This window comes from Duganella dendranthematis, from assembly GCF_012849375.1.
GTDB lineage: Bacteria > Pseudomonadota > Gammaproteobacteria > Burkholderiales > Burkholderiaceae_D > Rugamonas > Rugamonas dendranthematis.
Map to the genome: position 1 here is coordinate 2670296 of NZ_CP051684.1, position 12514 is coordinate 2682809.

13 protein-coding genes are annotated in these 12514 nt (G+C 64.5%); 10 read left to right on the top strand and 3 right to left on the bottom strand.

Annotated elements, in window-relative coordinates; translation table 11 throughout:
• The first annotated feature begins 60 nt into the window (after positions 1 to 60).
• The 9 genes from HH213_RS12230 to HH213_RS12270 are packed head-to-tail and all read left to right on the top strand — an operon-like array spanning position 61 to position 9155.
• Positions 61 to 1431: a DUF8689 domain-containing protein gene (locus tag HH213_RS12230; RefSeq protein WP_229263407.1), complete on the top strand. Its 1371-nt coding sequence runs from the start codon at positions 61 to 63 to the stop codon at positions 1429 to 1431.
• Entirely contained in the window at positions 1428 to 2258 is an 831-nt protein-coding gene (gene cpaB, locus HH213_RS12235; RefSeq protein ID WP_169112423.1) for a Flp pilus assembly protein CpaB, read from the top strand. The genes HH213_RS12230 and cpaB overlap by 4 nt, the downstream gene beginning before the upstream one ends.
• Positions 2259 to 2265: 7 nt before the next feature.
• On the top strand, positions 2266 to 3780 hold the full coding sequence (locus HH213_RS12240) for a type II and III secretion system protein family protein (RefSeq protein WP_169112424.1): 1515 nt from the start codon (positions 2266 to 2268) through the stop codon (positions 3778 to 3780).
• 13 nt (positions 3781 to 3793) lie between these two features.
• Positions 3794 to 4045, top strand: a complete 252-nt coding sequence (locus tag HH213_RS12245; RefSeq protein ID WP_169112425.1) for a hypothetical protein — start codon at positions 3794 to 3796, stop codon at positions 4043 to 4045.
• Positions 4042 to 5214 carry a CpaE/TadZ family protein gene (locus HH213_RS12250; protein ID WP_169112426.1) on the top strand — a complete coding sequence of 391 codons (1173 nt, stop codon included), beginning with the start codon at positions 4042 to 4044 and terminating at the stop codon, positions 5212 to 5214. The genes HH213_RS12245 and HH213_RS12250 overlap by 4 nt, the downstream gene beginning before the upstream one ends.
• Before the next feature lies 1 nt (position 5215).
• On the top strand, positions 5216 to 6562 hold the full coding sequence (locus HH213_RS12255) for a TadA family conjugal transfer-associated ATPase (RefSeq protein ID WP_174864409.1): 1347 nt from the start codon (positions 5216 to 5218) through the stop codon (positions 6560 to 6562).
• Between the two features lie 5 nt (positions 6563 to 6567).
• Positions 6568 to 7545, top strand: a complete 978-nt coding sequence (locus HH213_RS12260) for a type II secretion system F family protein (protein ID WP_169112428.1) — start codon at positions 6568 to 6570, stop codon at positions 7543 to 7545.
• A gap of 11 nt (positions 7546 to 7556) precedes the next feature.
• Positions 7557 to 8486, top strand: a complete 930-nt coding sequence (locus tag HH213_RS12265; protein ID WP_169112429.1) for a type II secretion system F family protein — start codon at positions 7557 to 7559, stop codon at positions 8484 to 8486.
• Between the two features lie 6 nt (positions 8487 to 8492).
• On the top strand, positions 8493 to 9155 hold the full coding sequence (locus HH213_RS12270; protein WP_169112430.1) for a LytR C-terminal domain-containing protein: 663 nt from the start codon (positions 8493 to 8495) through the stop codon (positions 9153 to 9155).
• A 90-nt stretch (positions 9156 to 9245) separates the two neighbouring features.
• Here the strand turns inward: HH213_RS12270 and HH213_RS12275 are convergent, their stop codons facing one another.
• The 3 genes from HH213_RS12275 to HH213_RS12285 all read right to left on the bottom strand — a co-directional run bounded on the left by HH213_RS12275 (position 9246) and on the right by HH213_RS12285 (position 11237).
• Positions 9246 to 10013, bottom strand: a complete 768-nt coding sequence (locus HH213_RS12275) for a GIN domain-containing protein (protein ID WP_229263408.1) — start codon at positions 10011 to 10013, stop codon at positions 9246 to 9248.
• 22 nt (positions 10014 to 10035) lie between these two features.
• Positions 10036 to 10221, bottom strand: a complete 186-nt coding sequence (locus HH213_RS12280) for a hypothetical protein (protein ID WP_161049226.1) — start codon at positions 10219 to 10221, stop codon at positions 10036 to 10038.
• 113 nt (positions 10222 to 10334) lie between these two features.
• The gene (locus tag HH213_RS12285; protein ID WP_169112431.1) at positions 10335 to 11237 is read right to left on the bottom strand and encodes a LysR family transcriptional regulator; all 903 of its coding nucleotides are present in this window, start codon (positions 11235 to 11237) and stop codon (positions 10335 to 10337) included.
• Between the two features lie 152 nt (positions 11238 to 11389).
• Between HH213_RS12285 and HH213_RS12290 the strand changes: the two genes are divergently transcribed.
• Positions 11390 to 12367, top strand: coding sequence for an alpha/beta fold hydrolase (locus HH213_RS12290; RefSeq protein WP_169112432.1), 978 nt, complete (start codon positions 11390 to 11392; stop codon positions 12365 to 12367).
• Positions 12368 to 12514 lie beyond the last annotated feature (147 nt).

Sequence of the window (12514 nt, forward strand, 5' to 3'; positions counted from 1 at the left end):
AAGGGCAAGGGCTGGATAGACTTAATTCCATGCCGAAATAAATGCCTTGCGGAGATAACGATGCTTGCCCTCGAACCCCCATCCCCCTACACCCAGCTGCTCGACGCCGAGCCGGACGCGCTGCTGCCGCCGCCGCCGAAATCGGTGCGCGATACGGGCCTGACGCAGCAGCTGATCGTAGAGCTAATCGCCAAGGCGCTGTACCAGGGCGGTAAAAGCCACCTGCCGGTGCTGACCACCAGACTGCACCTGTCGATCAACGTGCTGCGGGAAGTGCTGGATTTCATGGTGGCCGAACACGTGGCGGAAGTCGCGTGGCGCGGCGAGTCGGACCTGAACGTGCAGTACCAGTTGACCAGCACCGGCAAGCAGCGCGCCGCCACCTGGCTGGAGCGCAGTCCATACGCCGGGCCGGCGCCGGTGACGCTGGAAGCTTACCGCGCCATGGTCGAACGTCAGGCCAGGCAGTTGCCGCAGCCGTGCCCCGATGAACTGGCGGCCGAATTTGCCGACGATTTTCTGACACCGGCGGTGCAGCGCATGCTCGGTACCGCCATGCACGCGGGCCGCAGCGTGCTGCTGTACGGCCCCTCCGGCAGCGGCAAGTCGACACTGGCGCGCCGCCTCGGCACCTTGCAGCAAGGGCTGGTGGCGGTGCCGCATGCGCTGGTGGTGGGACAGGACATCGTGCAGGTGTATGACGCGGCGGTGCACCGCGCGCCGCTGGCGCGCCAGATGCGGCAGACGCCCGAGCGCCGCAGCAGCGATCCGCGCTGGTTGTTGTGCCAGCGTCCTGTGGTGGCGCTGGATGGCGCGTTGGATGCCGAGATGCTGGACCTGCAAGCGGATGCGGCCAGCGGCTGCTATCGCGCGCCACCGCAGCTGAAGGCCAACAACGGTTTGCTGATCGTCGATGACCTGGGCCGCCAGCGTTTGCCGGCCGCCGAACTGCTGAACCGTTTCGCACAGGCGCAGGAGGCCGAGCGCAGTGTGCTGTCGGTAGCGGGCGGCTATCACTTCCAGGTGCCGTGCCGTTTGCGGCTGGTGTTTGCCACCAGCCTGCCGCCGTCGGCGCTGCTGGACGAGCCGGCGCTGCGCCGCATCGGCTACAAGATTCCGGTGGAGGCGTTAAGCGCCGCCAGTTACCGCACGCTGTTCCGCCAGCAGTGCCTCAGCATGGGCGTGGTGTATGACGAGGCGGGACTGCGCTATCTGCTGGATGAGCTGCACGCTGGCTGCGGCCTGCCGCTGCTGGCCTGCTATCCGCGCGAGATCATCGGCCGAGTGGCGGATTTCGCCGGCTACATGGGCGAACCGGCGCGCATTTCCATCGCCACGCTCGACCAGGCCTGGATCAGCATGTTCGCCGGCGGTAGCGGTGCCACCGGGACGCGCGCGGCGGACGATGACGTCGGGATGCGGATAGCATGAAGAATCGGCGCGCACTGTTGATGATGGCGTTGGCCGTCGTGTTCGGGCTGGCGGCGGTGGCGCTGGCCTCGCGCTGGCTGCTGCGGCAGACGCCGGGCGGCTCGAACAAGATCGTGGTGGCGGCGCAGGACGTTAATCTGGGCCAGCGCCTGACGCCCGAGATGCTGAAGCAGATCGACTGGCCATCCGAGACGCTGCCGCGCGGGGCGCTGCGCGACGGCAGCAAGTTGGTTGGCCGCGTGCTGAAAAACAGTGTGCTGCGCGACGAGCCGTTGAGTGAGGCCAAGCTGGCGCCGGCCGGCACGCTGGGCGGCCTGTCGGCGCTGATCGCCGAGGGCAAGCGTGCCATCACTGTGCGGGTGAACGATGTGGTGGGCGTGGCCGGCTTTGCGCTGCCGGGCAATTTCGTTGACATCATCGTCAACACGCAGGCCAATGACAGTGCCATCTCCAAGATTGTGCTGGAGCGGATACTGGTGCTGGCCGTGGCGCAGGAAGTGGGGCGCGATGAGACCAAGCCGCGCGTGGTCAACGCCGTCACGCTGGAGGTGACGCCGGCGCAGGCCGAGAATCTGGACCTGGCGCGCAGCGTGGGCACTTTGTCGCTGGCGCTGCGCAACCAGGTCGATCCGCGTCCCGGCACCACGGACGGCGCGACCAAGGGCACGCTGCTTGGCATGCAGAAGCCTGCCGCTGCGGGGCCGGCTACCCAGTCTCCGGCCCCGGTGACGGTAGCGGCCAGGCCGCGCGTGCAGGTCGTCACTGTTGCGCCGCGCGCTTGTGTGGGCGTGATCGCGGGCGTGCATCGCACGCAGGAATGCCTGTGAGCGCGCCATGGACCTTCACCACCACGCATGGGCGCTGTTTGCCGCCGCGCTGACATTGGACGGATCGGCGTGGGCAGCCGTACCGGCCGCACCGCCGCCCACCGCAACAGCCGCGTTGAAGGCGTCGACGGCTGTGGTGCCTCCATCGGCTTCGAAAGCTTCAGCGTCGTCGGCCGACGGCCCTGGTCTGCGTTGCACCGGCCAGGCGGCGCAACCGGGCAGCTTGTCGCTGCAACTGGGGAAGTCCACTTTGATGCGCATGCCGGAAGCGGTGCAGGCGCGTAGTGTCGGCAACCCTGCCGTCTTGCAGGCGATGCTGGTGGCGCCAGACACGCTATACGTGGTGGGCGTAGACGTCGGCAGCAGCAATATGATTGTGCAAGGCCGCAGCGGCATGTGTAACGTGGTCGAAGTGGTGGTCGGCATCGATCCCACCGCCCTGCAGCAGGCCCTGGCCGCGCTGCTGCCGGAGCAGAAGAACATCCAGGTCAGCGCCGCCGGCGACACGCTGGTCCTGAGCGGCACCGTCGATGATGCGCCGACCGTCGCGCGCGTGCTGGAACTGGCCGCCGCCTTCGTGCGCCGTCCAGCGCAGGCATTAGAAGGTGCCCGGCGTGAAGGTGTTGATTCCAACGCCACCATGCAAACCGCCAGCGCCTCCGCCGCGCAAGCCAGCACGCGCATCGTCAACTTCCTCAACGTCGGCGCGCCGCAGCAGGTGATGCTGGAAGTGAAAATCGCCGAGGTCTCCAAGTCCTTGCTGGAGAAGCTGGAAGCCAACGTCGCGCTCAACTTCGGCGGCGGCAGCTGGGCCGGGGCGCTCAACACCAGTTTTGTCAGCGGCACGCTGAAAAGCTTGCTGAACATCGGCCGCGCCAGTGGCAACCATGGCGGCATCGCCGCCGACAAGCAAGACGCGCTGGTGCGCATGCTGGCCGAACCCACGGTGATGGCGATCAGCGGGCAGGAAGGCAGCTTCCTCGCCGGTGGCCGCATCTTCGTGCCAGTCGCGCAGGACAACAACAAGGTCACGCTGGAGGAAAAGGAATTCGGCGTCGGCCTGCGTTTTACGCCGACAGTGCTGGCGGGAGGCCGCATCAACCTGCGGGTGGCGCCGGAGGTATCCGAGATTTCGCGTGAAGGCATCGGCATTACCGCCGCCGGCTTTTCCGGCGCCGCCATCCTGCCGCTGTTCACCACGCGCCGCGCCGCCACCACCGTCGAACTGTTCGACGGCCAGAGTTTCGCCATCGGCGGCCTGATTAAAAACAGCCAGACCAACAGCATCCACGGCCTGCCCATCCTGGGCGAGCTGCCGGTGCTCGGCGCGCTGTTCCGCAGTACCGACTTCCAGCAGGATCGCACCGAGCTGCTGTTTGTCGTCACACCCCACTTGGTGCAACCGCTACCGGCCAACTACACACTGCCGACCGACAGCGTCACCCCGCCAAGCCGCGCCAGGTTGTTCCTCGGCGGCCAGCTTGAAGGTGCGCCGCCGGCGCAGGGCACGGAACGCAAATAACCAGGGAATGACTATGCGCTATCTTTTGATCCTGCTGGCGGCAGGCACACTTTCTTCATGCGTCCAGACCACCCCACAGTGGGACAGCCGATTTGGCCTTGACACGCGCATGACGCTGGCGCAACAGGTCGCGAATCCGGCCGCCGGCCGCAACACCGATCCGGTGGCCGGCATGGACGGACGCAGCGCGCGCGCCGCCTACGAACGCTATCAGAAAGCCAGCGGCGAACAGCAGCCGTCCGTGATGAACGGCGGTCTGAAATGAAGGCGCTGATGATCAGCAAGGACAGCCTGCTGCACGCGGAGATCGCCGCGCAAGGTTCGGCGCGCATGCCGCCGGTGCAGCTGGTGGCGTCGCGCAAAGGACTGCGCGATGCGGTGGAACGCCAACTGCCGGAAGTGCCGGAACTGGTGGTGCTGGACGCCAGCGACATCGCGGACGACGAGGGCGAACTGGTTGAACGCCTGAGCAAGCACTATCCATCCGCCAGCTTCATGCTGCTGACGCGCGATCCACAGCAAGACCTGCTGATACGCGCCATGCGCGCCGGCATGCGCGAGGTGCTGCCGCTGCCGCTGGTGCACCGCGCCTTCCATGAAGCCTTGGACCGTATCGAAGTGGCGGCTGGCCTGAGTCCCGTCCGCGAAGGCAAGGTACTGGCCTTCATCTCCTGCAAGGGCGGCAGCGGTGCGACTTTTTTGTCCACCAATTTCGGCTACGCGCTGGCCGCGCTGGCGGACAAGAAGGTGCTGCTGATCGACCTGCATGGCCAGTTTGGCGACGCTACGCTGTATGTCTCCGACCAGAAGCCGGCGATGACGCTGTCCGATATCTGCGCGCAGATAAGCCGCATGGACGGCGCCTTCCTCGATTCCTGCCTGGTGCACGTGGCCTCCAACTTTGGCGTGCTGGCGGCGGCGGACGACCCGAATCGTACGGTCGATATGAAGCCGGAGCACATGGACACCATCCTGCGCATCGCCCGCCAGCATTATGACTTTGTGGTGCTCGATGTCGGCCGCCAGATCGACGCCATCTCACTGCGCGCGCTGGACCAGGCGGACACCATCTACCCGGTGCTGCAACTGGCGCTGCCGGATATCCGCGACGGCCGCCGCCTGCTGGACATTTTCCGCTCGCTGGGCTACCCGAACGAGCGCACGCGTCTGATCGTCAACCGCTACGAGAAGGGTGGCAAGCTGCGGTTGACGGACCTGGAGCAGGCGCTCGGCGCGGACGTGGTGCACACGGTACCCAACGATTACCTGTCGGCGACCGACTCGGTCAACCAGGGCATACCGGTGCTGCAGCTTTCGCGTAGCAGCAATGTGGCGCGCAGCCTGGCGGAGTTGGTGGAACTGGTGGCGTCGCGCCGCGTGGCGGAGAGCAAAGGCCTGTTCGACCGCATCTTTGGCCGTAACGATGGAGGATGAGATGAGCTTACGCGAACGCCTGTCACACGCCGACGATAGCCACAACGGCAGCAACGGTCCACCGGGCCTGGCCGCCGCGGCGTATCAGGAACTGAAGAAGAGCATGCACCAGACGATCCTGGACCGCATCGACCTGGAACGACTGAAGCGCCTGACGCCGGAACAGTTCAAGCATGAGCTGGCGCTGCTGGTCCAGCGCATCATCGAGGAAGAACGCATCGTGCTCAATCAGCACGAACGGCATAATCTCGTGCTGGATATCCAGCACGAGATGCTGGGCTTTGGTCCGCTGGAGCCATTGCTGGCCGATCCTGGCGTGTCGGACATCCTGGTTAACACGGCCAGCAAGGTGTATGTGGAGCGCGCCGGCAAACTGGAACTGACCGAGACCACCTTCAACGACAACGCGCACCTGATGAAGATCATCGAGAAGATCGTCTCGCGCGTGGGCCGGCGTGTCGATGAATCCAGCCCGATGGTGGATGCGCGCCTGCCGGATGGCTCGCGCGTCAACGCCATCATCCCGCCGCTGGCGATCGATGGACCGATCCTGTCGATCCGCCGTTTTGCCGTCAACCCGCTCAGCATCGACAACCTGCTGGCGTACCGCAGCCTGACGCCGCCGATGGTGCAGGTATTGCAGGCGCTGGGGCAGGCCAAGGTCAATATCCTGATCTCCGGCGGCACCGGCTCTGGCAAGACCACCATGCTGAATGTGCTGTCCGGGTTTATTCCTGCGCATGAGCGTATCGTTACCATCGAGGATGCGGCGGAGCTGGCGTTGCGACAGCCGCATGTGGTGCGGCTGGAGACGCGGCCGCCGAATATCGAAGGCAAGGGCGAGGTCAATCAGCGTTCGCTGGTGCGCAACGCGCTGCGCATGCGGCCGGACCGCATTATCCTCGGCGAGGTGCGCGGGCCGGAAGCGCTGGACATGCTGCAGGCGATGAACACCGGTCACGAAGGCTCACTGGCTACCATCCACTCCAACACGCCGCGCGACGCCCTGTCGCGGCTGGAGAATATGGTCGGCATGGCCGGCGTGAACCTGACGCCGCGTGCCACGCGCCAGCAGATCTGCTCCGCCGTGACGGTGGTGATGCAGGTATCGCGCCTGACCGATGGCACACGCAAGCTGGTCAGCATGCAGGAAGTCACGGGCATGGAAGGCGAGGTGATTGCCATGCACGAGATTTTCCGCTTCGAGCAGAAGGGCGTGGATACGCATGGCGCGGTGCAGGGCAGTTTCTACGCCACCGGCGTGCGTCCGCGTTTTGCCGACCGGCTGCGCATGTTCGGCGTGGGCGTGCCGGACAGCGTGTTCGATCCGGAACGGGTCTACGAGTAAGCGCCATGGACCGCGTCTTTACTGCCTTTGCCGTGTTGCTGTTCGCGGCCGTGATCCTGATGCTGGAAGGCGCCTGGCTGTGGTGGTCCGGCGCGCATGGCGGCGCGGCGCGGCGTATCGCCAAGCGTCTGCGGCTGATGGCGGCCACCGGGCAGGGCGGCATCGAGCGGGTGGATATTCTCAAGCGCCGCGCTTACAGCAGTCATCCGGCGCTGGACAGGCAGCTGCGCCGCATCGCGCGACTGGCGGCGCTGGACCGCTTGCTGATGCAGGCCGGCGTGCGTTGGTCGGTAGCCCAGTTCCTCGGCGGTTCGCTGGTGATGATGGTGGTGGGGTTGCTGCTGTCGCAGCTGGTGGCCATGCCGTTCCTGCTGGCGGCCGGCGTGTTGGCCGCTGCCACCGCTTTGCCATGGCTGCTGCTGATGCGCATCCGTGGCGCGCGCCTGCGCAAGCTGGAACAGCAGTTGCCCGAAGCGGCGGACTTCCTTGGCCGCGCACTGCGTGCCGGCCATTCCTTCGCCAACGTGATGCAGATGGTGGGCGAGGAGCTGCCGGACCCCATCGCCAGCGAATTCAAGTTCGCCTACGAAGAAATCAACTACGGCGTGCCTATGAACGAAGCCTTGCACAACCTGGCGCTGCGCGTGCCACTGACGGACTTGCGCTATCTGGTGATCGCCGTGCTGATACAGCGCGAATCCGGCGGCAACCTGGCCGAGGTACTCGGCAATATCAGCCGCCTGATACGTTCGCGTCTGAAGCTGCTGGCTCAGGTGCGGGTGATGTCTGCCGAAGGCCGCATGTCCGCCTGGGTGCTGGGCGTGCTGCCGCTGGGTGTGATGCTGCTGATGGTGATCTCTAATCCCGCCTACGTGCGCCTGCTGTGGACCGATCCAATTGGCGTCAAGTTGATGTGGTATGCGTTTGGCGTGGCGGTGTTTGGCGTGCTATGGATGCGCAAGCTGATACGCATCCGTATTTGAAGGAGACGACGATGGACGGATCGCAAATCATTTTCCTGGCCATTGTATTTTTGGTGGCTGCCGGTGTGGCGGTGGCTGCGCTGCTGGCATTTTCACCGCTGGCGTTGCGCGAACGTTTGAGCGAGGTGGTGAAGCCGGCTGCGGCGGCGCCCGATCTGGTGGCCACCGGCTGGGTTGAAAAAGTCGCGCACGTGGCGCAGCCGTTTTCGCGCCTGTCGCTGCCGGAGGAGGGCTGGGAGAAGTCACCGCTGCGCACGCGCTTCATGAATGCGGGCTGGCGCAGCGCATCGGCGCCGTCGCTGTATTTCGCCGCCAAGACGGTGCTGGCACTGGCGCTGCCCTCCATCGTGGCCTTGTGCGGCGCTATTGCGTTGAACGGGCCGCAGAAGGGTTTCATGTACTTGTTGCTCCTGGTGGCCGGCATCGGCTACTACCTGCCTAACGCGGTACTGGCGCACAAGGCGGCGGTGCGCTGCCGCGACATTTTTGAAAACTTCCCCGATGCGCTGGATTTGCTGACGGTGTGCGTGGAGGCGGGCCTGAGCCTGGAGCGCGCGCTGGCCAAGGTGGCCGGCGAGATCCACATCAAGAGCGTGGCGCTGGCGCAGGAGCTGCAACTGGCGCTGATGGAAATGCGCGCCGGCTTCACCAAGGAGCGCGCCTTGCGCAACCTGGCCTTGCGCAGCGGCGTGGAGGATGTGGACACGCTGGTGGCGATGCTGATCCAGTCCGAGCGTTTCGGCACCAGCATGGGCGATTCACTGCGCATCCATTCCGACAACCTGCGCAGCAAGCGTAGCGTGCTGGCCGAGGAAGCCGCCGCCAAGATCGCGTTGAAGCTGCTGTTCCCGCTGATCTTCTGCATTTTCCCGACCTTGATGCTGGTGCTGATCGGTCCCGCTGGCATTCAGGTTTATCGCATGATGCAGCAAACTCACTAGGGAGCCATGATGAAGAAATCATCTCTCGCTGCCTGTGCGCTGCTGGCGGCGTGCAGCGGCATGCAGGTTGATGAGCCGGTGGCGGATGCCATCACGCCGCTGGAGCAGGCCTGCATGCGTGATCCGCTCGATCCGGCGCGGTGGGAACAATTGGCTGCGGCGCTGGCTGTCGCTGGACAGCGCGAACGCGCCGCCGTCATGTATCTGCAGGCGGCGTCGCTGCGCAAGTACGATGTGCAGCAGGACTACGCCACGCTGATGCAGGCGCGCGATGAAGCGATGGGTGACAGCATGCCGCGCACGCAGCTCAGGCGTCTCGGCCCGGCGCTGGTGGAGGTGCTGCGCAGCGGGGAGACTGCGCGAGCGCCTGCGTCCGCGCTGGCGGTGCGGCTGGAGATCAGCAACGGCAATGGCGTTGCCGGCGCGGCTGCGCGGCTGGCCCGCTCACTGGAAGTGGACGGTGTGAAGACAGTGCGCTTGTCGAATCTGCGGCCGTTCGTGGTACCGCTCAGCCGCATCGAGTATCCGCGCGAGCAGCGGCAGGTGGCGCAGGCGCTGGGCCGGCGTCTCGGCCTGCGGCTGGAACAGCAGCTGGAGCAGCGGCGCGCCGGTTCGGCGTATGCCGACATGCGCATCGTGCTCGGTCACGACAGCCGGTATCTGAAATAAAAAAACCGTCCAGGAGGGATCGCCTCCCGGACGGTGAAAAACACACCCATGTGTTTCCTGCTGTGCCGGTGTCACACACCGGCGCATTCCTTACTGCCAGCTCACGCTACCCATGCCGCGTGCACTGGCGTTGCGCGTGGTCGGATTGCCATACACCTTGGCCGACCCCATGCCCGTCAACTTCAGATTGGCGCTGGTCTTCGCATACACCGTGGCGCTGCCGAGGCCTGACATATTGATGTCGATGGCGTCGGCGCGCAGCTGCTGCGCGTCCAGACTACCCACGCCGCCAAGACTGGCGTGTAATTGCTTGGCCTGGCCTGTCATCTCGATGCGACCAGCGCCGTTCAGTTGCAAATCGACGCTGTCGCTGCTGCCGCCGTTGACGGTGATGCCGCCCACGCCGCCCAGCCTGACGTCGAGATTGCGATACTGTGCGTCGACTTTCACCGAACCCGCGCCTTCAAGCGAGAGGCGCAGATTGTCGCCGCTGAATCCACTGACTTCGGTCGACCCCACGCCGCCCGACGTGACTGCGCGCAGATTGGGCAGCGTCAGTTCGGCGCGCAGTTCGCGCTTGTTCCCAAAGTGGACCGAATTCATTTTCTGGGTGCCGATGTGCAGCGTCTCGCCGCTTTGTTCGACCACCACTTTCTTGATGGCTTCCGGTTCGCCGTAAATCGTCAGCGCCGCCGGGCCTTGCTTCACCTTGATGCTGATGACGCCATCCAGTTCCAGCTTGACGGCACGGGCATCCACGCTGCGGCTCTCGCTGATGATGTCGTCGGCCAGCGCGGCGTGGCTGCCGCTGCTCAGTACCGCCGCCATCACTGCGGCCTTCAGGTATGTTTTCATCATGCGCTCCGTCGGCTCGGTGGGATTACAGTGCAGCTTTTTCTTCAGCGGTCAGGCGCTTGGCGGTGATGGTCACGGTAGGCATCGCGGTCGCTTCGGCTTTGACAGTGATGACTTCCGGTGCGCGCACGGCGGCGGTGGCGAAAGAGGTGGCGCTAGCGATGACGATGGCTGCGACGAAGATGGCTTCCATGTTTTTTGCGATGTTCATTTTGAGCTCCTTGTGGGTGGTTAGTTCGTTGCGTTGAGTGAACTATAGACAAGGGCACCCCGTCCATCCACCGGGATGTGACGAACTGCGAAAAACGGGGGACAGAATGCGTTTTAGGGGTGCGAAGCTGCGCCGCACAACAGCTGTTCGCTGGCGGCATAGGTCTGCGACAGCCAGGCCGAGACGGTTTTAAAGCGGGCGATTGAGCCGGCGTCGCGGTGGCTCAGTAGCCAGATATCGCGCAGCACCTCGACCTGGTCGCCGATGCGCTGCAAGCCTTGCTGCTGGCCCATGATGCACGGCAGCAGCGCCATGCCGACGCCGGCGTGGCAGGCGCGCACCATCGTGCTCAGGCTGTTCACCTTGAGCACTTTGCGCGGCTGCGGCGACATCGCGGCCAGCCATTGCATTTCGGTGGTGCCGGCCAGCTCGTCGGCGTAGGCGATCCACGGCTGGGTGCCCCAGCAGGCGCGCGGGGTGTCGGCAAACTTCGGATGACCGTAGACGGCAAAGCCGAGATCGCCCAGCTTGCGCATCACCAGCGCCGCGTCTTCGCCCGGCTTGCCCAGACGCAGGGCAAAGTCGGCCTCGCGGCGGGTGAAGGACAGATTCTGGTTTTCCGCCTGCAAGGTCAGTTGCAGATGCGGGTGCTCGGCATGCAGCGCGGGGACGTGCTCCAGCAGCCAGTAATCGAACAGGAAGTCGATCGAGGTGATGTTGACCGGGCCGGCCGTGGCGCCAGCTTCCTGCGACGAGGCTTGCAACATGCTCTGGACGTTGCCATACACCGCCTCGCCATGGGCGACGAAGGTCTTGCCGGCGTCGGTCAGCTGGTAGCCGGTGTTATCGCGGATGAACAGGCGCAGCTTCAGCGCCTTTTCGGCGGCGGCGATGCGGCGGCTGATGGTGGAGGCGTCCACGCCCAACTGGCGGCCGGTGGCGCTCATGCTGCCGCTGCGGGCCAGGGCAAGGATCAGCGGGATGTCGTTCCAGTCGAAGTCGGTACTAGGGGGCATGAGGGGTCTGCATTTTTGCAAAGTGGCCTTGCAGGCTTGTCTGTTCCACAAACTTTGGCCGAGGCCTAAGATTCACTCCATCGCAGCTGCAGAACGAAGAGACTGTAGCACAACTACTGCTTATATATACATCGACCAAAAGGAATAAGATCATGAACGCCAACGTCAACCTGTCCCGCCGTACCGCTCTGTTCAACTCCGCCGGCGCTGCCGCCGCCGCCGTGGCCCTGCCGCTGGCTGCCCTGGGCACCGCCGAAGCGCAAGCCGCTACCGCCAAGGGCGGCCCGGTGACCAAGACCGCCAGCACCATCACCACCCGCGACGGCGTCGAGATCTATTACAAAGACTGGGGCCCACGCAACGGCCAGCCAGTCGTGCTGAGCCACGGCTGGCCGCTGAATGCGGACAGCTGGGAATCGGCAGCGTTCTTCCTGGCCAATAACGGCTTCCGCGTGATTACCCACGACCGCCGCGGCCACGGCCGTTCCAGCCAGCCTTGGGAAGGCAACGACATGGACCACTACGCCGACGACCTGGCGCAAGTGATCGAAGCGCTGAACCTGAACAACATCATCCTGGCCGGCTTCTCGACCGGCGGCGGCGAAGTGGCGCGGTATGTCGGCCGTCACGGCACCAAGCGCATCGCCAAGCTGGGCCTGATTTCGGCAGTGCCGCCGCTGATGCTGAAAACCGCCGACAATCCGGACGGCACACCGCTGGAAGTATTCGATGGCATCCGCGCCGCCTCGGTCAAGGACCGTGGCCAGCTGTACCTGGACCTGGCCTCCGGCCCGTTCTACAACTACAACCGTCCTGGCGCCAAACCATCGCAAGGCATCATCCAGGCCTGGTATGCACAGGGTATGCAAGGTGGCTTCAAAAACACCTACGACTCGATCAAAGCCTTCTCGGAAACCGACTTCCGCGAAGACCTGAAAAAGTTCGACAAGCCGACTCTGATCATCCACGGTGAAGACGACCAGATCGTGCCGATCAAAGCCGCCGGCATCGCCTCGGCCAAGATCGTGAAACACGCCAAGCTGATCACCTACCCCGGCGCGCCACACGGTTTGACCGACACGCACAAAGAGAAGTTCAACAACGACTTCCTGGCCTTCGCCAAATCGTAATCCATCGATACGGCCCCAAAACGGGGCCGTATTTACATAACCTTGCATGCCGATACATAACTTTACCCACGGAGACTTGCTTTGCAACCAAAAGTGTGGATTAAAAATGACAGATTGGAATTGCAAGTAGTTTATTTTGTGTGCGCT